The following is a 19134-nucleotide window of genomic DNA, read 5'->3' on the forward strand; positions in this document are numbered from 1 at the left end:
TTTGACGGGACCGATGGAAAACCCATCGGTCTCTTCATCGCGCGCACTTGCCGGAAAAATAATGCCGGAGCAGGCCGGAAATCGAAAGAGCATGCCTTCGGTGATCGTGGTATATAACTTACTTAAAATCCTGGAATGGGAAGTTTTTACCTTCGGCCGGTGCGATCCTGTTGACCGCAATCTCGCGACCGCTTCCGGCAGACGGATCCCATGGCCTCGATTTGAGATAAACAACATTGAACATAAGGCTTTGGAGGGCCGACCATGAGCTTACGCATCAACGATATTGCCCCCGATTTTACCGCCGACACCACCCAGGGACCGATCAGCTTCCATGAGTGGATCGGCAGCGGCTGGGCCGTCCTGTTCTCGCATCCGAAGAATTTTACGCCTGTTTGCACGACCGAGCTCGGCGCCATGGCTGGCCTTGCCGGAGAATTTTCCAAGCGTGGCGCCAAGGTCATCGGCATCTCCGTCGATCCGGTGGAAAGCCATGCCAAGTGGAAGAACGACATCAAGACCGCCACCGGCTTCGACGTTGAATATCCGCTGATCGGTGACAAGGACCTCAAGGTCGCCAAGCTTTACGACATGCTGCCGGCCGGCGCCGGCGAGAGCTCGGAAGGCCGCACGCCTGCCGACAACGCGACCGTGCGTTCGGTCTTCATCATCGGTCCCGATAAGAAGATCAAGCTGATCCTGACCTATCCCATGACGACGGGCCGCAATTTCAATGAGATCCTGCGCGCCATCGATTCCATCCAGCTGACGGCCAAGCACCAAGTGGCGACACCAGCGAACTGGAACCAGGGCGAGGACGTCATCATCACCGCCGCGGTTTCCAACGAAGACGCGATCACGCGTTTCGGCTCCTTCGATACGGTTCTGCCCTATCTCAGGAAGACCAAGCAGCCGACGGCCTGACTACTGCTTTCAAGCCATTCCCTAAGCCGCCGCGAAAGCACTTCGCGGCGGCTTTTTACTGATCAGACTAAGCGATGGCTTTATGGGCTCTCACCGCATCGCCGAATGCCTGAAACAGCGCACGATTAACAGGGTTGGTTTGCGGATCGTATTCGGCATGCCATTGCACACCGAGCGCAAATCCCGGCGCGTCCTTGAACCGTATCGCCTCGATCGTCCCGTCCTCGGCAATGCCTTCGGCAACGACCCTCTCGCCGAGTTCGAGGATGCCCTGCCCATGCAGGGAGTTCACCCGGATCGTCTCCCGGCCGAGGATGCGTGCAAACATCCCGTCCTCTATAAGTCGAACGTCGTGTCGATCGCCGAAAACGATGGCAGGGTCGGGATGGATCTCGCCGGTCTCCAGGCGCGGCATCCGGTGGTTCATGCGTCCTGGCAACTCCCGGATTTCAGGATGCAGCGAGCCGCCGGCCGCGACGTTCATTTCCTGAAAACCGCGGCATATGCCGAAGACAGGAACGCCCCGTTCAACACAGGCTTCGATCAACGGCAGGGCCAGATCGTCACGATCCTCGTCGTATGGCTCATGCCTGGTATCCGGCACCATGTTGAAACGGCTGGGATGGACATTGGCCCTAGCGCCCGTCAGTAGAACGCCATCGACGATGGCCAGCAGCTCCGTGATATCGGTCAGTTTAGGATTGCCGGCAAACATCAGCGGCAAGGCTTCGGCAACATCGGCCACGGCCCGCAGATTATTTTCTCCGACAAGCTGGGTCGCAAATCGGCTTTCGACGATGCGGGCGTTCCCGATGATGCCGATTACAGGTCTCGTCATTGCTGGCCACACCCCAAGTCGCAACGCCAGCTGCTGCCCAAACCGTCAGGATCCGCGGGCAGGTGATCTGCAACGCCGCGAAGCGGGAACCGGCCTTTGGCTGGCTGCTGGCTCGGTTGTCACTATGGATATCCTTTGCCGCAATGACGGTGCAAGAGCTATCGCAGCCGATGCTCAATCCGGAACGGGAAGGGCGCGCTGGTTGTAGAGGATCTTGCGGATGTGCGCCTGTTCCTCTTCGGAAAGCTTGCTGTTGTCGGTGCCGAGATCCGCGCCGACCGCAAGGCCGCGCTGGACGCCGGGCCTTGCGCCGACCTCCTCGAACCATCGCTTGAAATGCTTGAATTCGGCGATGTCCTGACCCTGTGCCTGCCAGTTGACGGTCCAGGGATAGCTGACGATGTCGGCGATGGTGAATTCATCGCCGGCAAGGTAGCGCCGGTCGCGCAGCCGCATGTTGAGAACGCCGTAGAGACGGTTGGCTTCGTCGGTGAAGCGCCGCACCGCATAGGACTGATCGCCTTCGCGATCGCCAAGGCGACGGAAATGACCGGCCTCGCCGAGTTTCGGCCCCTGGTTGGCCATCTGCCAGATCACCCATTGCGTGACCTCGTATTTGCCGCGCAGATCCTGCGGCCAGAATTTTCCGGTCTTCTCGGCGAGGTAGAAGAGGATCGCGCCGGATTCGAAGACGCTCAACGGACCGCCGCCATCGGCAGGCGCGTGATCGACAATGGCAGGCATGCGGTGATTGGGGTTGAGTCTGAGATAATCAGGCCTGAACTGGTCGCCACGCCCGATATTGACCGGCACCAGCCGGTAGGGCGTGTCCGTTTCCTCCAGGAAGATCGAAACCTTCTTGCCGTCGGCGTCGGCCAGTAGTGGAGATCAATCATCTGCTTATCCTCGTTTGCTCGGGATTTCCTGGCAAACAGGATGACGCTACGACCATGGCAGGTCGAATATGTTTGTTCCAAAATCGATGGCGAAATTAGAAACCTGTGACCGTTCCCGGCACCAATTCGGGTGCAGATATGGAAATGGGGGGAAGCGTCGCGCCTTCATCGATGGTATCTAGAATCCAGCGTCGCGATGGAAGTTCGAACCTGCCGAGATCCGATGATACGTCGAAAGCGTCAGTCCGACATTGCGAGGAGATCGACGAAGGCCATGCTTTCGCTCTGTCTTCTGTTTCCCGCTGTGGACACAGTAAAGGCCCAGCCTGAGGGGAGCGCGGGGCCGCCGGCCTGCTTGTATTCGGGACCTTCGGCGTTGGGATCTGGTGAGACGCTCTGCATCCGGAAAGATAGTTTCAACCGCGATCTTTGCGTCGCGATCGAGCATTTCGCCAGCGCCAATCACTTGCCGCCGGATTATTTCGCCCGTCTCATCTGGCGGGAAAGCACCTTTCGCCCAGATGCTGTCAGCTTCAAAGGAGCGCTGGGGATTGCGCAATTCATGCCCGGAACGGCGAAACTGCGCGGTCTCGAAGACAGCTACCAGGTGTTGGAAGCCCTGCGGAAATCGGCGCAGTATCTCGACGAATTGCGCAATCGTTTCGGCAATCTCGGCCTTGCCGCCGCCGCCTATAATGCCGGGGAAAACGGGCTTTCCACTTACCTTGCGTCAGGCAGATTACCTTACGAGACGCGCAGCTATGTGATGGCAATCACCGCGCATACGGTCGAGGAATGGAAGGATAATCCGCCGGTAGACTCGGCCGCCCCGCTCAACAAGGACAAATCCTTCCTCGACGGCTGCGTGGCGCTTGCGGAGAGACGGACGTTGAAGGACACGCCCTGGCGTCAGGAGGGCGAATGGGCGCCCTGGGGCGTCCAGCTTGCGGCGAATGCGAATGTCGCGGTCGCTCGGCGCATGTTTCTCGATGCTGTGCAGGATCTGCCTGCGCCCCTGAATGCGGAGCAGCCGCTGATCCTGCGCCAGCGTGATCGCAGCTTTGGTTTTCGCCCGCGTTATGCTGCCCGCATCGGCCGGCAGACGCGCATGGACGCCAACAACCTCTGCAACCAGATCCGCAAACACGGCGGCACCTGCCTTGTTTTCAAAAATCGATAGCGGGCCTGGTCCAGCCCCTTGATCACGAAAAGTCTGCTTGCAGGATCACCTAAGCGCGGCATATTCAACACGGAAATGCTAAGGGAGGAACGATGATGCGGGTTTTGGTAATCGGAGCAACGGGCCATGTCGGAACCTATCTCGTTCCCCGTCTGGTGGAAGCCGGTCACGACGTCGTCACGATCAGCCGCGGCACAGCAAAGCCCTATACGGCAAACCACGCCTGGGCTGCCGTCGATCAGCGTCAGCTAGATCGGGCAGCCATGGAGCGGACGGGTGATTTCGGCCAAGCCGTACGTGGTGTGAAAGCCGACATCGTCATCGACATGATCTGCTTCACGCTGGAAAGTGCCGAGCATCTGGTGACGGCGCTGTCGGGGCATGTCGGTCACTTCCTGCATACCGGCACGATCTGGACGCATGGCCATTCGACAGTCGTACCCACGCTGGAGGAGACGCCGAAATTTCCCTTCGGCGACTATGGGACGCAGAAGGCGGCAATCGAAACCTATCTGCTGCAGCAGGCAAGGCTTCGCGGATTTCCGGCAACCATCATCCATCCCGGGCACATTGTCGGTCCCGGCTGGACGCCGCTCAATCCGGCCGGCAATTTCAACCTGCAGGTCTTTTCAACCCTTGCCCGCGGAGAGACCCTGGCGCTGCCCCATTTCGGCTTGGAGACCGTTCATCACGTCCATGCCGATGACGTGGCGGCGATGTTCATGGATGCGATCGCCAACTGGAATGCGTCGACCGGCGAAAGTTTCCACGCGGTTTCGGAGCAGGCATTGACCCTTCGCGGTTATGCCGAATCCATGTCTCGCTGGTTCGGGCACGAACCGAAGCTGAGCTTCGCTCCATTCGACGCTTGGGCCGAAAGTCAGACGGCTGAGGATGCGAAGGCGACCTGGGAACATATCGCCCGCAGCCCGAATTGCTCGATCGCCAAAGCCGGACGCCTGCTCGGCTACACTCCGAGATACACCTCCCTGCAGGCGGTGCAGGAATCGGTCGGTTGGCTGGTCGAGCAGGGGCGGATCGAGACCTGATCCGCCAGCGCCGCGCGTAGCGGTCGGCTGCTTTTGTTTTACGCAATTCCGGACGGAAAACCGCTTCGCACTTTTCCTGAAATTGCTCTAACGGATCAGGATAGCCCTGAAATCATTGACATTGGTTCCGGTCGGGCCGGTTTCGAAGAGATCGCCGGTGGCCGCAAAGCCCGAATAGCTATCATTGCCGTCGAGCAGCCGGCGCGGATCGAGCCCGGCGGCGCGCAGGCGCCTCACCGTGTCGCCATCGGCAAAGGCGCCGGCATTATCCTCCGAGCCGTCGATCCCGTCCGTGTCGGCGGCGAGAACATGAACGCCCTCCTGTCCGTCGATCGCAAGCGCCATGGCGAGCGCGAATTCCCCATTGCGTCCGCCCTTGCCACCCCTGGCTCTCAGCGTCACCGTCGTCTCGCCGCCGGAAAGAATGATGACCGGCTTGGAAAACGGCCTGTTGCGGCCCAACACCTCGCGGGCAATCGCCGCATGCACCAGCGCCACGTCGCGCGATTCCCCCTCGATCGCATCGGAAAGGATCGCCGGCTCGATCCCCTGCGATTTCGCCAGGGCCGCCGCGGCCTCCAGCGACACGCTGGCCGAGGCGATGATATGATACTCGTGGCCTGCAAAGACAGGATCGTCCGGCCGCGGTGCATTGGCCTTCGCCGAGTTCAGATGGTCGAATGCGGCCCGCGGCAGCTGCAATCCGTATTGCCTGATGATCTCGAGCGCATCGTGCCGTGTCGAACCATCAGGGACCGTCGGCCCGGAGGCAACGTGGGCCGGGTTGTCGCCAGGAATGTCGGAGACGATCAGACTGACGACCCTTGCTTTGGTCGCTGCTGCAAGTCTTCCGCCCTTGATGGTGGAGAGATGCTTGCGCACGACATTCATCGCCGAAATCGGCGCGCCCGAGGCAAGCAGCATTTCGTTGAGCGCGATCTCGTCTTCAAGGGTCAGCCCGTCCGGTGGGGCGGGCAGCAGCGCCGAGCCGCCGCCGCAGATCAGCGCGATCACCAGATCGTCTTCCGTCAGCCCGTTCACCGTCTCGGTCAGCCGCTTTGCGGCGGCAAGGCCAGCCGCATCCGGCACCGGATGGGCGGCCTCGATAATCTCGATGCCGCGTGTCTCGCAGCCATAGCCGTAGCGGGTGACCACCACACCTTCGAGCGGTCCGTCCCAGACGCTTTCGAGCGCCCGTGCCATCTGCGCCGCGCCCTTGCCGGCGCCGATTACCACGGTCCTTCCCTTCGGCCTGTCGGGCAGATGCGCCTTGATGCCGGTCAGCGGATCGGCGGCGCGAACTGCTGCGTCGAACAGGCTTTTCAGGAAATCGCGGGGAGCGGTTATCGTCATCGGTAGTCTCTGCTGCCTCGGTATCGATGGTGATGTGGGGCGCTTGTTGCACCATAGCCTACTGCATAATGCAGCAGTTCAAAGTGTTACAGCGCCTTTTGCGGCTCTCGAAAATCCGCGTGGCGCGGTACACTCGCGTCAGTCGGCGAGGGCGGCCAGGATGCGGACCCAGGATCGTATGCCTTTATGGAAGCTGGAGAGATCGTATTTTTCGTTCGGGCTGTGGACGCGGTTGTCGAAGCGGGCGAAGCCGACCAGGAGGGCATCGCATCCGAGCCGGCGTTTGAAGTCGCCGACGATGGGAATCGAGCCTCCCGTGCCGGCAAGGGCTGCTTCGCATTGCCATTCTGTCGAAAGCGCCTGAAGCGTCCTGGTGAGAAACGGACTATCGATCGGCATGACGGTTGCCGGCGAAAGCCCGTAATCCCTGAAGCAGACCGAACAATCCCTAGGGATACGGGCGCGCACGTGCCGCTGGAAGGCATCGCGGATCGCCTGGGGATCCTGTCCTTCAACCAGGCGAAACGAAATCTTGGCTCTTGCCGTCGCCGGAATGACCGTCTTGAAGCCTTCGCCTGTATAGCCGCCAATCATACCGTTGATCTCGCAGCTCGGCCGCGCCCAGATCTGTTCGAGGACGGAACGGCCTGCCTCGCCGGCCGGATCTCTCAGGCCGATATCGCCGAGAAAGGCCTCCTCGTCGAAGGGCAGTCTTTTCCACAGCGCCTTGATGGCGTCGGGGAGCTCTTTCACGCCATCATAGAATCCCTCGACCGCGACGCCGCCATCGGCTCGCCGCAGGCTCGAAACGACGTCTGACAATACCTGCAGCGGATTGCGCGCGGCATTGCCGAACATGCCGGAATGCAGATCTAGATTGGCGCAGGTGACCTCGATTTCCGTGGTGTAGATACCACGCAGCATCGTTGTGACGGCAGGCGTTTCGCGATCCCACATATCCGTGTCGCAGACGAAAACCGCATCGGCCTTCAACTCGTCCGCCGTGGCATCCAGAAAGGGTGCGAGGCTCGGGCTGCCGGCCTCTTCCTCACCTTCGAACAGCACGCTCACCTGCACCGGCAGTTTTCCGGTGACGCTCTTCCAGGCGCGGCAGGCTTCGACGAAGGTCATCAACTGTCCCTTGTCGTCGGAAGCGCCGCGCGCCACGATCGCGGTATCGCCGTTCGGCAAGGCTTCCATGCGCGGCTCGAACGGATCGCTCGTCCACAGCGCCAGCGGATCGACCGGCTGGACATCGTAATGGCCGTAAAACAGCAGATGCGGTCCAGATGCCGCCTTTTCATGGGCGACGACCATTGGATGGCCGGTCGTTTTGCGTACCGATGCTTCGAAGCCGATGGCAGCCAGATCCCGGCTCAGCCATTCGGCAGCAGTGCGGCAGTGATCGCGATAGGCGGGGTCTGTCGAGACGCTCGGAATGCGGATCAGCTCGAAAAGCCGCGCCAGGCTACCATCGAGGCTTTGGTCCACATGGGCAAGAACGGCATCGATATCTTGATCCATGGCACTAGTCATCGTCTCTCCTCAGCGTTTCAATCTTCCGGATCGAGAATGCAGCATTGCTCTGCTACAGGCGTCAGCACGGCGGACGCCCCTGTTTCCAGCGGATCGGACAGCGCCCCATTGGCGGTGATCTCTCCTGCGGCCGTCGTGCATTTGTACTGATAGGCCCGGCCGAGATAGGTGCGCGTGCCGAGCACGGCGGCGATGCCATCACCGTCACGGCTGACGGCAAGACCGTCTGCGCGGCAGGCCAGGACGAAGTCGTCCTTGATCGGTCCGAATGTTTCCTGAGACAGCTGCAGCCGCGCTCCGCCCGTTGTTTCGGCGGTCACAAGCGCGCCGTTGCGCGTGGTCACCTTCATGCCGATCAGGTTCTCGAAGCCGACGAAACGGGCGACGAAGGCGTTGGCCGGCTGGCGATAGAGCACCTCCGGCGCGTCAAGCTGCATGATGCGCCCGGCATTCATGATCGCCACCCTGTCGGAGATCGAGAATGCCTCTTCCTGGTCGTGGGTGACGTAAAGCGATGTCGTGCCATTGGCGCGCTGGAGCTGCCTGATCTCGACGCGCATGTCGATCCTGAGCTTTGCATCCAGGTTGGAAAGCGGCTCGTCGAACATCAGAAGCGGCGGCTCGATGACCAGGGCCCGGGCGAGAGCCACGCGCTGTTTCTGACCGCCCGACAGAGCCGATGGCAGGCGGTCGGCGAGGGCGGAAAGGCCGACGCGCTCCAGCATGGCCATCGTTCTTTTCGTCCGTTCCGGCTGGGGAATACGACGCTGTCTCAAGCCGAAGGCAACATTGTCCTGCACACTCAGATGAGGAAAAAGCGCGTAGTTCTGAAAGACCAGGCCGATGTCGCGCGCATGCGCGGGGAGGCCGGTCAGGTCGCGCTCGCCGAGCTTGATGCTGCCGCCGGTCGGCTGCAGAAAACCGGCCACGAGGCGCAATGTCGTCGTCTTGCCGCAGCCGCTGGAGCCCAGCAGGGAGACCAGTTCCCCGGCCATGATTGAGATGGACAGATCCTTGAGCACCTGCGTGCTGCCGTAATGGGCGGAGATGGAATCGATGGTGAGGGATACGGTCAAGAGCGTTCTACTTTGTCAGGAAGGTGAGGCCGAGCGTGGCCTCAACGACGGCCATGACGCCGACTGTTACGAACATCAGCAGCACCGATACCGACGCGATCGTCGGATCGAAGAATTGTTCCATATGCGCAAGGATCTGGATCGGCAGCGTCGAGATGCCCGGCCCGGTCAAGAAGACCGAAACCGACACGTCGTTGATCGAGGTGATGAAGGCGAGGATGAAGGCAGCAATGACCCCGGCGCGGATATTCGGCAGGACCACGGTCAGGAAGGTTTTCAGCGGTGGGCAACCCAGGCTGATCGCCGCCTCCTCGACGGAAAAATCGAAGGCCGCCAGGCTGGCGCCGACGACACGCACCGAATAGGGCAGGATCAGCAGCGCATGGCCAACCAGCAGGCTGATGAAGATCGGCAGCCCGAGGCCTATCGTCACCGATTTCATCAGCGAAAATCCGAAGACGATCTCCGGCACCAGGATCGGCAGGACGAAAATGGTGGAAAGCCAGCGCGGCAATTCCACCCGGTAGCGGTTGATCGCATAGGCCGCCGGGACGCCGATCAGCAGAGAGAGCGCCGTGCCGAAAAAGGCGATCTGCAGGCTGGTGAGCGCAGTCGTGCGGAAGGCCTCAATCTCGAAGATATTGACGAACCACCGCAATGTCAGGCCCTGCGGCGGGAAGGTTAGATAGGTCGTGTCGCTGAAGGCCGCACTGATGATGATGACCAGCGGTGCGAGCAGGAAGAAGAAAACGCAGGCCGCGAAGGCGGCGAGGAGCGGGTGAATGCGCCTGTCCATCACACCGCCATCGGATTGAGCCGGCGTGCGATGCGGCTCATGATGAGGACGACGCCGAGCGTCAACACCACCATGATGGCGGCAATCGTCGATGCGCCGACCCAGTCGAAAGTCACCATGGCGCGCTGATAGAGGAAGGTCCCCATCATCATCTGCTTTTCTCCGCCGAGCAGTTGCGGTGTCGCATAGGAGGTGAAGCTGCCGGTGAAGACCAGGACCGCGCCGACGATGAGGCCGGGTGTCGCGAGCGGCAGGATCACCTGAAAGAATGTCATCAGCGGTTTCGCGCCGAGCGAGGCGGCGGCGTCGATCAGATCGCGCGGGATGCCTTCAAGCACCCCGACCAGCGTCAGGATCATCAGGGGAACGAAGAGATAGACCATGGCGACGATCACCGAGCCTTCGGTGTAGAGCATCGAAAGCGGCTCCCCGATAATGCCGGTCGAGATCAGCATGGCGTTCAGGATGCCGTTCTTCCCGAGAATGATCAGCCATGCGAAGGATCGGACGACGACACCGGTCAGCAGCGGAAAAACCGCCGCGATGATCATGATGCTCTTTGCGCGACCGGGCATCTGCGCGATCACATAGGCGGTGATGAAACCGACGGTGAGCGAAATCGCCGTCGTGACCAGGGCGACCTCCAGCGTCCGATAAAGAACCGCCCGCCGAAAGCCGCTGCTGAAGAATGTCACATAGGGCGCAAACACGCCCTTCGGTTCCGCAAATGTCGCCGCGATGGTGATGGCCACGGGAATGATGAGAAGCACAACGACCGCAATCGTCGCCGGCATCGTCAATCCCCACTTGGCAAAATGCTTCATCTTAAAACTCGTGGCAGGTCCTGATATCAGGAGCGCGCCGCATCTCGGATTCGGATGTGCGGCGCTTCCATGTCTGGCCTAGGTCTGGCCCAGGACTGGCAAGAAACCGGCCTCAGGCCGGATATCGCGCAGCTTACTGACCGAAGACTTCGTTCCAGCGGTCGATCCAGTCGGCCTTGGCAGCGTTCATCTTGGCATAGTCGATTCGGGTAAGGCTCGCGACCATATCCGGGCCATAGGTCCAGATCTTCGCCTGGTTCGGTGTCAGGCTGACCTTTGTCGAGATCGGCGCATCGACGCCTTGTTCGGCTTCAGCCTGCTGGACTTCTTTGGACAGGATGAAGTTGATGAACTGATGCGCGAGTTCAACATTTTCCGAACCCTTCGGGATGTTCACGGTGTTCAGCGTCGCGATGTCGCCGTCCTTGAGCTTGGCCCATGTCATCGTCGGAACGGCCGCCTGCATCGATGCCAGGGTAAAGTCCTGGGCCAGCGCAACGCGAACTTCGCCTGTTGATATCAGGTTCACCAGCTCCGAGCCGGTGTTGTAGTTCTTGACGACATTGGGCTTCAGTGCCTCGATTTCCGAAAAGGCCTTGTCGGCGTCTTCATAGGCATCCGCGCCGCCATGCTTGCCGGCTTCCAGCACGACCAGCGGGCCGGCCGTAGTGGTGATTCCGGGCAAGGAGACGGAGCTTTTCAGATCGTCGCGCCACAGGTCGCCCCAGGCGGTGATCGGCGGATTGACCTTGGCGGAGTCATAGACGATGCCGACGCGTCCGATCGTATAGGCGGGCCCGTATTTGCCCTGAGGCGCCTTGCCCAGCTCGTAGATATCCGCAAGGTTGGGGATCTTCGACGCGTCGACTTCCTGGAACAATCCCTGTTCGATGCCGAGCTGCGAGAAGCTGTCGGTGAGATAGATGACATCGACGCCCTTGCCGTCGCGCAATTTCAGCTTGTTGAGCCGGTCGGCATTGTTACCGGTCTCGAACACGATCTCGCAGCCACAGATCTTCTTGAAGGGCGTGATGATGTTCGCATTCATCTTCTCGCCGTTATAGCCCCACCAGGAGATGGTCAGCGTCTTCGATTGCGCCTGTGCCGCAGCGGTGCCCCCGACGGCGGCAAGCAGCGCAAGAGACAGGATTCGGGCAATACGGCTGGCCTTCATGAGCAATGTCCTTCTGTGAAAAACGGCGTTGATAATCGGGATCATACCCCCTGGATTTGAGGGATACTATTTTTTGATCGGTCGGGTCGCAAGCTCAATACTTGGGCAAATACGCTCTTGTGCCGAGAATTTTCCAAGACCGGAGCATCGCTTTACACATCGGCGTGTGGTCTTTACGGTCCGGCGATTCCAGCTTCTCACGGGCATTCCATTCATGGCCACTTCGCGCATTGCTCCTCTTCCCGATGATCTGCTGATCAACGCGTCTGACGAGGTGGTGACGCGCCAGGATCTTGTGCTGACGGCGCTCGGACGCCGGCCCGCCGACAGGTTGTTGCGAGTGGGCAGGTTGCTTGATGTCCATTCGAGGACCTGGCTCGACGATCAGGAGATCGTCATCAAGGGCCGCCGCATCGCCTATGTCGGCCCCGCCGGCAGTTATGCAGGCGAAGTAAGCGAGCGGTTCTCGGAGCCCGATCTTGCGGCCGTGCCGGGCTTCGGCGAGGCCCACAAACATATCGAAAGCTCCCATCTGACGCCGGAATGGGAGGCGGCTTTGGTGATGCCGCATGGCGTGACCTGGACATGTGAGGCGAGCCACGAATTTTCCAATGTCAACGGCGCCCGTAATCTGGAATTTTGGCTGGAAGCGCGCCGGCGCGGATCGCCGATGAAAATCTTTCCCCTGCCTGGCTCCGCCGTCCCGCCGACCGCCTATGAGTGGGGTGGCGGCTGGTTCGGCTACGATGAGCAGAAGGCCTTCCTTTCTGAAAGCCTGATGGTCGCCGGGCTCGACGAGGTCATGGACTGGCCGTCCATATCCGATCCCGGCAATCCTTCCTACGATCGGCTGTGGGGCATGATCGGTGCGACCTTCGAGCAGCGCGGGGTGGTCGAAGGCCACGGTGCCGGACTGTGCGACATGGCCTCGATCAATGCGTTCGCCGCAGCGGGTCTCGCCTCCGATCACGAAGGCTGGTTTCTCGATGAGATCTGGCAGAAGCTCCTCCACGGTCTTTTCATCGAGCTCAGGCCGCATTCCCTGCCGGAGGTCATCCGCGGGCTGATCGACAAGGGGCTGACGGACTGGTCGCAGGTCGCCCTGGTGACCGACGACCGCAGCGCCTCGGACACGTTGAAAATCGGCGCGACCGACCACAATGTGCGGCTCGCCATTGAAAACGGCCTTGCGCCGGAGATCGCCATCCAGTGCGTCACCCTCAATCCGGCGCGCCATATGCGGCTGACGCCTTGGGTCGGATCGATCGCGCCGGGCCGTTTCGCCGATATCGTTCTTCTCAGCGACGTCGCCAGCCTGTCGATCGAAAAAGTGTGGGCGGACGGACGTCCCGTATCCGAGGGTGCGACCTTCATTGGCGTGCGTCCTGAAATCGATTGGCCGCAATGGGCGACGCGCACCGTGAACATAGACAGGACGGTCACGGCTGACGATTTCCGTATCGAGGCGCCGCCGAACCGGACCACGGTCAACGCAGCACTTTTGCGGCCGTTTCACTGGCACGACGATTTCATCACCATGGAATTGCCGGTGGAGGATGGCGTCGTACAGCGGGATCCCGCGCGCAATGTCACCAAATTCTCGATTGTCGACCGGTTCTCCGGGGAGGCCAAGGTCTCCAGGATGTTCTGGCTGGGCACCGGACCACGCACGCCCGAGACGGCGCTCGCCTCCACGCTCGGGCACGACAAGCACAATATCTGGACGGTCGGCTCATCGGATAAGGCGATGGCGATGGCTGTCAATGCCCTGAACGAGCAGCAGGGTGGTTGGGCGCTGGTCTCCGGCGGCAAGATTCTCGCCCGCGTTCGCTACGAGGTTGGCGGCCTGATGACGGCGCGTTCGGCCGAAGCGCTGGATGCGGAGATGCAGGCCCTTTATGCGGCCGGCGCCGGGATCGACTGGATGTACGAGCCGACCTTTTCGCCCCGATGGTGGCCGGGCTTTCCCGAACGCCTGTCATTTGCGACGCTGACTTGCTCGCCCTGGCGCTGGGTCCTGGTCGCGCCGTCGGAGTTGGCGCCGGAGGGGTTCGTCAACGTGCTCACCGGCAAAACCCATCCGATCGTCTGGTGACATTGCGGCCCGCCAAAATTCCACCTGATTGATCTTCTTACTGCAGCAAATAGAAAGCATTAACCATAGTCCCGTAGACAACGAACAGGATCAATGGAACCTGTGTTCGATGGCTACTGAAATGACCCGCCGGCCTGCCGGCGCCAATGAAGGCAGAGTTATTGCCTTTCCCGCTGGAACCGGAACTGCCAATATCGAGCGCTGCGCGCGCGAACTCGGCCGGCGGCATGGCGCAGATGCGATAGAATTCTGGAAAGCCGAATGCCGCAGGCTTGCCGATCAGCTTCTGGCGGCCGGGCTGCCGGAGAGTGATGTCGGTCAGCGGGTGCTGCAGTTTCAGCAAGATGTCCAGAGCGAACTCGTCTTCAGCCATCAAAACGGACCACTGCCCAAGTCTCAAAACCGATAGCGGCAATCTCGCCGATCGCCGTCCTATGCCTTGAGATTAGCGCATCAGTCCAGCGGACCGGAGGGCGTCTTCAATGACCTTCTGAATGCCGCCACGGTCGCTGCCCGCGCCGAATGGGTCTGCGGCGTTTTCCGGTTGCGCAGAGGGTTTCGCGTTGCGCCGTTTTTCAAATGATGGAACCAGACCCCAGGACCTGGCAATTTCGACGGTCGAGGAAATTCCGACGTCAAGCATGAAGGGGCCGCTTGCCCCGTAGCCGGTGCCGACATCGAGCGGGGTGCCGTGATCCATCCCGGCAATCGCATAGAGCTCGATCACTTCGACACCGTGAGCATCGGTCCAGACCTTTCGCTGATGTCGTCCGTTATCTTCGACGCGCCCCGGCGACGCATCGACGCCATGGATATTTTTCCATTGCTCCACGATCGCATTCGCATTGGATGGCACGACGGTTCTGTCTGCGGTTCCCTGCCAGAGTGACAATGTCGGCCACGGGCCTTTGTGCCCTGAAGCGTTTCTCAACCGCAGTTCAAGCTCTTTGCCGGTCGGACCGCCGTGACCGCGCATCCGGTCGAACGCCTCGGGAATGGTCGCGGCACTTGCATATGGGAGGCCCGCAATGATCGCGCCGCCGGCAAAAACCTCGGGATAAGTGGCGAGCATGGAGGCGGCCATGGCGCCACCCGCCGAAAGCCCGGTCACGAACACGCGCCTGCCGTCGATACCGTGTTCCGCAACGACCTTTGCGATCATCTGTCGAATGGAAAAGACCTCGCCGTGATCCCGGCGGATGTCCTCCGGGTTAAACCAATTGAAGCAGAGGTTTGGATTGTTTGCCCGTCGTTGTTCGGGAAACAGCAGCGCGAAGCCATAGTCCTCGGCCAATCGCGACCACCCGGACCCGATATCATACCCGGCGGCAGTCTGGGTGCAGCCGTGCAGGACAACGACCAGGGCCATGTTTTTCCCGCGCTTCGACGGCAAATAGGTGTAGCCCCCTAAGGCGCCCGGGTTTGAGCCAAATGCGTCCAAGGCGACAAGATCGGCGTTGTCCTGCGTAGGTTGGGCGCGAAGGGTTCCCCGCAGCGCAGCAAGGCGTGCGAGGGTGTCTGACATAGATCTCATGAAAGTCTCCGCCAATCAGCAGCCGGGATGGCGGTGATGCTGAACTAAACGCGTCAGTCTACGAAAAAGTTGCTGCGGTGCACAATGTTTTTCGATGGTGCGGACATGACGAGGAGACGGTCAATTCAATTTGACCGATGGCTCCCGGCCCCAGACACGCAGTTTGCCAAGCGCCTTGATAAAAGCCGGAACGTCCTTCGCCGCTCCGAGCGCAATCACGCCCTCATCCAGTGAATCGGCAATTCCGGCCTTCTGCATCAGCGGCAGCGCTGTTTCCACATAGCCGATGAACTTGCAGTGTACGAAGGCGTCCGCCACGAAATCGCGGGCCGTTGCCTCCTTCATGAGATCGCCGGTTCCCTCGGCCGAGGGGAGGAGGGCGACGGCGTCGTAAAGTACCGAAGGTCCGCCGTCGATCATCTGATGTGCTTCGATCCAATTGCCGTCCGAGAGCGTCACGCCGCCGATCTTTGGCGCGATCACTTCGAATGTTGCCTTCTGCTCGGTGATCTCGGCAAGCAGCGCCTTGAAGACAGCGGCATCGGTGCCATCGCTGACAAGAATGCCGAGCTTGCGTCCTTCGAACCGCTTCGGACCGCGTTCGATGATACTCAGCGCCGGCGACGGCTCGAGATCCTGCCGCGTCGGCATGGCGGCATCGGCAGGTTTGGGCATCGATTTGAAGCCGATTGCGTGGCCGACCTTGCTGGCCAGCGTCTCATCGATGTTCATCAGATGCGAGACCATACGCTCACGAATGACCGGTGTTTCGACCTTGCTCAGTTCGAAGATCAGCGCCGCGGCGATATGGCGTTGCTCCGGCGGAGTCTGGCTGATGTAGAACTGCCGGGCCTGGCTGTAATGATCGGCAAAGCTTTCCGGGCGCAGCCGAACCTTGGGACCCCGTTCTTCGGCCGGGAAGTGCCGATAGCCCTGAACCGGCGATTCCCGCGGCCCCTGATTCCAGGAATTCGGCTGGTAATTGACGCGCCCGACAGGATTGCGCATCGCCATATGGCCATCCTGCTGAAAATTATGGAAGGGACACTTCGGCGCGTTGATCGGCAGATGGGTGAAATTCGGCCCACCCAGACGTTTCAACTGCGTATCGAGATAGGAGAAGTTTCGTCCCTGCAGCAGCGGATCATTGCTGAAGTCGATGCCGGGGGGAACGTTCTGCGTCATGAACGCGACCTGCTCGGTCTCTGCAAAAAAGTTCTCTGGCATTCGGTCGAGCACGAGACGGCCGATCGGTTTGACCGGAAGGATCTCCTCGGGAATGAGCTTCGTCGGATCGAGGATGTCGAAGTCGAACGTATCGGCGAAATCCTGATCGAAAAGCTGCACGCAGAGTTCCCATTCCGGGAAGGCTCCCGACTGGATTGACTGCCAGAGGTCGCGGCGATGGAAATCCGGATCGGCCCCATTGATTTTGACTGCCTCGTTCCAGGCGACGGACTGCAGCCCAAGCTTCGGTTTCCAATGGAATTTGACGAAGGTCGATTCATCCGCTGCATTGACGAAGCGGAAGGTATGAACGCCGAAACCCTCCATGAACCGGAACGACCGCGGAATGGCGCGGTCCGACATCACCCACATGATCATGTGCATGCTTTCGGGCGTGAGGGTGATGAAGTCCCAGAAATTGTCATGCGCCGACTGCGCCTGCGGAAATTGCCTGTCGGGTTCCGGCTTTACGGAATGAATGACGTCGGGAAACTTGATCGCGTCCTGAATGAAGAAAACGGGGATGTTGTTGCCGACCAGATCCCAATTTCCCTGCTGGGTGTAGATCTTCACTGCGAAACCACGCACGTCGCGCGCCAGATCGAAGGAACCCTTGCTGCCGGCAACGGTCGAAAACCGCACGAAGGCCGGCGTCTTTTCGCCGGGCCGCTGGAAAAGATCGGCGCGGGTATAGGCGGCCAGGGATTCATATGTTTCGAAGTAGCCATGGGCTCCATAGCCACGCGCATGCACCACCCGCTCGGGAATGCGCTCGTGGTCGAAATGAAAGATCTTTTCACGGAAGTGGAAGTCGTCGATGAGGGCAGGGCCACGGGCGCCAATGCGAAGCGTATTCTGATCGTCGGAAACGGGGCCGCCTTGCGCTGTGGTCAGCACCGGCATGCCGTCTTCGGCAAACTGATGAAGCTCGCCGCCTGCACCCCGGTGCACTTTCTGATCATGGATCGTTGCTTTGTCCGAGTGCGAGGTTTGGGAGGTCTTCTTGGCCATCTATATTCTCCGGAAAGGGTTTACCTAACCGAAGCTCCACGACGGCCACATGTTCCGCTTGATGCGAAATAAACCGCCACTGAGAAAAAGGCCTGGGGGCAGACGATGATCCAACCACAGCAGAGCCGGGGATGGCCCTACATAAAGGGGGCGCGTGGCCTTTCGACCCTGCGCCCCGGTTTCCGTTGATCCTTAGCTACGCGGCCTTAGATCCGGGAGGTAACGATGAGATCTTCCTCTTCGTCGCGTTGCGACCCACCAAACGCTGCGGCGGCAGCAGCGATGAAAGCCCCGATCAGAAGTGACAACGCCCCGAGCAATGCTGTGGTGGAGGCCGCCTTGCGTGCCTCATCGGCAGCTTTCTGGGCGGCGACCTTGGCGTCGTCGATGCGCTTCAGCACAGTGTCGACGCGGGTGCGTGCATCGGCCTCGGAAAGACCGGTGCGAGCAGAGACGATGGTGGCAAGATAGGCCTTGTCGTCATCGGGGATCTGGCCTGCGGCCGCACCGTTGAGGAGGATGCGGGAGACCTCGGCCGTTGCCGTAGTATCATCGGATGTTGCTCCTGCACGGGCCTGTTCAGGACGCAGCAAAGCGTCGGTAAAATAGGCGGTGGGCAGATCCGTGGCCGATGCCGTCGATGACGCTACCGTACCTGCGGCGGTGGCGGCCGAGCCCACGGCTTGTGCGCCCGCACCGGCAAGCGAGGTCAGCGACGACGCTAGAAAGCCGGCAACGAAGATCGTCGCCAGCGCCCAGCTGATGAAGCCATGCGCAGTGTCGCGGAAGAACACCTCGTCGGTGTGGACAGCCGCCCACTTCGTGCGCAGCCGGCCGGTGATATAGCCTCCGAGCCCGGAGGAGAGCCATTGGACGACAACGAGCCAGATCGCCGCCGTCACCCCGACCGTGCCGAGCGAGCTGCTTTGCCCCGACCAGGGCGACACCATCGTCAACCCAACCCCGGATCCAAGCAGCAAAAGAATGAGGGTCACGCCGATGGCAGCAGCGGCGCCTCCGAAGATGGGCCCCCATGTCATGGCGGATTTGGAGGATTCGACCGGAGTAGCAATCTCTCCGGAACCTGTCATTGAAACCGACATGATCTGTCCCTATCGCATAAACAGAGCAAGAAGGATGATGATCGGCAGTGGAACACCAAGCAGCCAAAGCAGAATACCGCGACCCATGAAAGACCTCCTGTCAGAAACTGACGTTACGTGGTTGATGCCACTCAACTTTGAACCACGGTCTTTGTTCCCGGCCGGCTTGGTCATCGACGATCTTCATGCGGAGCTGATCGAGCTCGATAAGAATCTTGCGCGTTCGGAGCTGACGTCTGGCGAAGAGAGCGCCATATCTTGCGGGACAAGGTGATTTTGGCAGGAGAGAGCAGAAGCTCTCGTCACTCGGTCACAACCTAAACTGGAGAGGCATCGATGAACAAATTTCGGGCATTTGTAGCAGCCGGAGCAATCAGCCTTGCCGCCATGACCTCGGCCTGCTCGACGCCGCCGAATTCATATGGCTCGGCGTCAGGATATCAGCCGGGAGATTCAATGAACCCGGCTTGCGCCGATGGATTCCGACCCGGCGACGGCCGTTCGTGCAGCTATTAAAG

General features: G+C 60.5%; 16 protein-coding genes and 1 pseudogene. 6 read left to right on the forward strand and 11 right to left on the reverse strand.

Annotated features, from left to right (window positions below):
* Positions 1-264 precede the first annotated feature (264 nt).
* A complete protein-coding gene (locus CUJ84_RS07890) occupies positions 265-924 on the forward strand; it encodes a peroxiredoxin (RefSeq protein WP_003538881.1) in 660 nt (219 codons plus the stop codon).
* A 67-nt stretch (positions 925-991) separates the two neighbouring features.
* Here CUJ84_RS07890 and CUJ84_RS07895 read toward each other — a convergent pair whose 3' ends face one another.
* Together CUJ84_RS07895 and CUJ84_RS07900 are read right to left on the reverse strand one after the other, a co-directional pair.
* Positions 992-1762, reverse strand: coding sequence for a gamma-glutamyl-gamma-aminobutyrate hydrolase family protein (locus tag CUJ84_RS07895; RefSeq protein ID WP_105005790.1), 771 nt, complete (start codon positions 1760-1762; stop codon positions 992-994).
* Positions 1763-1936: 174 nt separating this feature from the next.
* Positions 1937-2658 (reverse strand): annotated as a pseudogene (locus CUJ84_RS07900) (glutathione binding-like protein).
* A 196-nt stretch (positions 2659-2854) separates the two neighbouring features.
* On the opposite strand from CUJ84_RS07900, the gene CUJ84_RS07905 reads away from it, so the two are divergent.
* Both CUJ84_RS07905 and CUJ84_RS07910 read left to right on the forward strand, forming a co-directional pair.
* Positions 2855-3838: a lytic transglycosylase domain-containing protein gene (locus CUJ84_RS07905; RefSeq protein ID WP_199788790.1), complete on the forward strand. Its 984-nt coding sequence runs from the start codon at positions 2855-2857 to the stop codon at positions 3836-3838.
* 92 nt (positions 3839-3930) lie between these two features.
* The gene (locus tag CUJ84_RS07910) at positions 3931-4887 is read left to right on the forward strand and encodes an NAD-dependent epimerase/dehydratase family protein (RefSeq protein WP_199788791.1); all 957 of its coding nucleotides are present in this window, start codon (positions 3931-3933) and stop codon (positions 4885-4887) included.
* 87 nt (positions 4888-4974) lie between these two features.
* Here CUJ84_RS07910 and CUJ84_RS07915 read toward each other — a convergent pair whose 3' ends face one another.
* From CUJ84_RS07915 to CUJ84_RS07940, 6 genes are all read right to left on the reverse strand, one after another.
* Positions 4975-6240: a glycerate kinase type-2 family protein gene (locus tag CUJ84_RS07915; protein WP_105005792.1), complete on the reverse strand. Its 1266-nt coding sequence runs from the start codon at positions 6238-6240 to the stop codon at positions 4975-4977.
* 138 nt (positions 6241-6378) lie between these two features.
* Positions 6379-7776 carry a dipeptidase gene (locus tag CUJ84_RS07920; protein ID WP_003558800.1) on the reverse strand — a complete coding sequence of 466 codons (1398 nt, stop codon included), beginning with the start codon at positions 7774-7776 and terminating at the stop codon, positions 6379-6381.
* A 17-nt stretch (positions 7777-7793) separates the two neighbouring features.
* Positions 7794-8852 carry an ABC transporter ATP-binding protein gene (locus CUJ84_RS07925; protein WP_003558802.1) on the reverse strand — a complete coding sequence of 353 codons (1059 nt, stop codon included), beginning with the start codon at positions 8850-8852 and terminating at the stop codon, positions 7794-7796.
* A 7-nt stretch (positions 8853-8859) separates the two neighbouring features.
* Positions 8860-9651 (reverse strand): ABC transporter permease, encoded by a 792-nt coding sequence (locus CUJ84_RS07930; protein WP_105005793.1) that lies wholly within the window; start codon positions 9649-9651, stop codon positions 8860-8862.
* Positions 9648-10472, reverse strand: coding sequence for an ABC transporter permease (locus CUJ84_RS07935; RefSeq protein WP_003558806.1), 825 nt, complete (start codon positions 10470-10472; stop codon positions 9648-9650). Before CUJ84_RS07935 ends, CUJ84_RS07930 begins: the two co-directional genes overlap by 4 nt.
* Positions 10473-10605: 133 nt before the next feature.
* On the reverse strand, positions 10606-11646 hold the full coding sequence (locus tag CUJ84_RS07940; protein ID WP_105005794.1) for an ABC transporter substrate-binding protein: 1041 nt from the start codon (positions 11644-11646) through the stop codon (positions 10606-10608).
* Between the two features lie 73 nt (positions 11647-11719).
* On the opposite strand from CUJ84_RS07940, the gene CUJ84_RS07945 reads away from it, so the two are divergent.
* Positions 11720-13741, forward strand: coding sequence for an adenine deaminase (locus CUJ84_RS07945; protein WP_105005795.1), 2022 nt, complete (start codon positions 11720-11722; stop codon positions 13739-13741).
* A 109-nt stretch (positions 13742-13850) separates the two neighbouring features.
* Positions 13851-14150 (forward strand): DUF6074 family protein, encoded by a 300-nt coding sequence (locus CUJ84_RS07950; protein WP_105005796.1) that lies wholly within the window; start codon positions 13851-13853, stop codon positions 14148-14150.
* A 36-nt stretch (positions 14151-14186) separates the two neighbouring features.
* On the opposite strand, the gene CUJ84_RS07955 is transcribed toward CUJ84_RS07950, so the two are convergent.
* The 3 genes from CUJ84_RS07955 to CUJ84_RS07965 all read right to left on the reverse strand — a co-directional run bounded on the left by CUJ84_RS07955 (position 14187) and on the right by CUJ84_RS07965 (position 18616).
* Positions 14187-15275: an extracellular catalytic domain type 1 short-chain-length polyhydroxyalkanoate depolymerase gene (locus CUJ84_RS07955; RefSeq protein WP_105005797.1), complete on the reverse strand. Its 1089-nt coding sequence runs from the start codon at positions 15273-15275 to the stop codon at positions 14187-14189.
* A gap of 120 nt (positions 15276-15395) precedes the next feature.
* Positions 15396-17513, reverse strand: coding sequence for a catalase (locus CUJ84_RS07960; RefSeq protein WP_105005798.1), 2118 nt, complete (start codon positions 17511-17513; stop codon positions 15396-15398).
* 206 nt (positions 17514-17719) lie between these two features.
* On the reverse strand, positions 17720-18616 hold the full coding sequence (locus CUJ84_RS07965; RefSeq protein ID WP_105005799.1) for a hypothetical protein: 897 nt from the start codon (positions 18614-18616) through the stop codon (positions 17720-17722).
* Between the two features lie 336 nt (positions 18617-18952).
* On the opposite strand from CUJ84_RS07965, the gene CUJ84_RS38640 reads away from it, so the two are divergent.
* Positions 18953-19132, forward strand: coding sequence for a hypothetical protein (locus tag CUJ84_RS38640; protein WP_003558829.1), 180 nt, complete (start codon positions 18953-18955; stop codon positions 19130-19132).
* The last annotated feature ends 2 nt before the right edge of the window (positions 19133-19134 follow it).

The organism is Rhizobium leguminosarum, assembly GCF_002953715.1.
GTDB lineage: Bacteria > Pseudomonadota > Alphaproteobacteria > Rhizobiales > Rhizobiaceae > Rhizobium > Rhizobium leguminosarum_V.

Excerpts from the sequence above, each read along its gene's own strand:
- CUJ84_RS07890 (WP_003538881.1), top strand. The coding sequence starts at position 265 with ATGAGCTTACGCATCAACGATATTGCCCCCGATTTTACCGCCGACACC.
- CUJ84_RS07895 (WP_105005790.1), bottom strand. The coding sequence starts at position 1,762 with ATGACGAGACCTGTAATCGGCATCATCGGGAACGCCCGCATCGTCGAA.
- CUJ84_RS07905 (WP_199788790.1), top strand. The coding sequence starts at position 2,855 with ATGGAAGTTCGAACCTGCCGAGATCCGATGATACGTCGAAAGCGTCAG.
- CUJ84_RS07910 (WP_199788791.1), top strand. The coding sequence starts at position 3,931 with ATGATGCGGGTTTTGGTAATCGGAGCAACGGGCCATGTCGGAACCTAT.
- CUJ84_RS07915 (WP_105005792.1), bottom strand. The coding sequence starts at position 6,240 with ATGACGATAACCGCTCCCCGCGATTTCCTGAAAAGCCTGTTCGACGCA.
- CUJ84_RS07920 (WP_003558800.1), bottom strand. The coding sequence starts at position 7,776 with ATGACTAGTGCCATGGATCAAGATATCGATGCCGTTCTTGCCCATGTG.
- CUJ84_RS07935 (WP_003558806.1), bottom strand. The coding sequence starts at position 10,472 with ATGAAGCATTTTGCCAAGTGGGGATTGACGATGCCGGCGACGATTGCG.
- CUJ84_RS07940 (WP_105005794.1), bottom strand. The coding sequence starts at position 11,646 with ATGAAGGCCAGCCGTATTGCCCGAATCCTGTCTCTTGCGCTGCTTGCC.
- CUJ84_RS07950 (WP_105005796.1), top strand. The coding sequence starts at position 13,851 with ATGGCTACTGAAATGACCCGCCGGCCTGCCGGCGCCAATGAAGGCAGA.
- CUJ84_RS07955 (WP_105005797.1), bottom strand. The coding sequence starts at position 15,275 with ATGAGATCTATGTCAGACACCCTCGCACGCCTTGCTGCGCTGCGGGGA.
- CUJ84_RS07960 (WP_105005798.1), bottom strand. The coding sequence starts at position 17,513 with ATGGCCAAGAAGACCTCCCAAACCTCGCACTCGGACAAAGCAACGATC.
- CUJ84_RS07965 (WP_105005799.1), bottom strand. The coding sequence starts at position 18,616 with ATGTCGGTTTCAATGACAGGTTCCGGAGAGATTGCTACTCCGGTCGAA.
- CUJ84_RS38640 (WP_003558829.1), top strand. The coding sequence starts at position 18,953 with ATGAACAAATTTCGGGCATTTGTAGCAGCCGGAGCAATCAGCCTTGCC.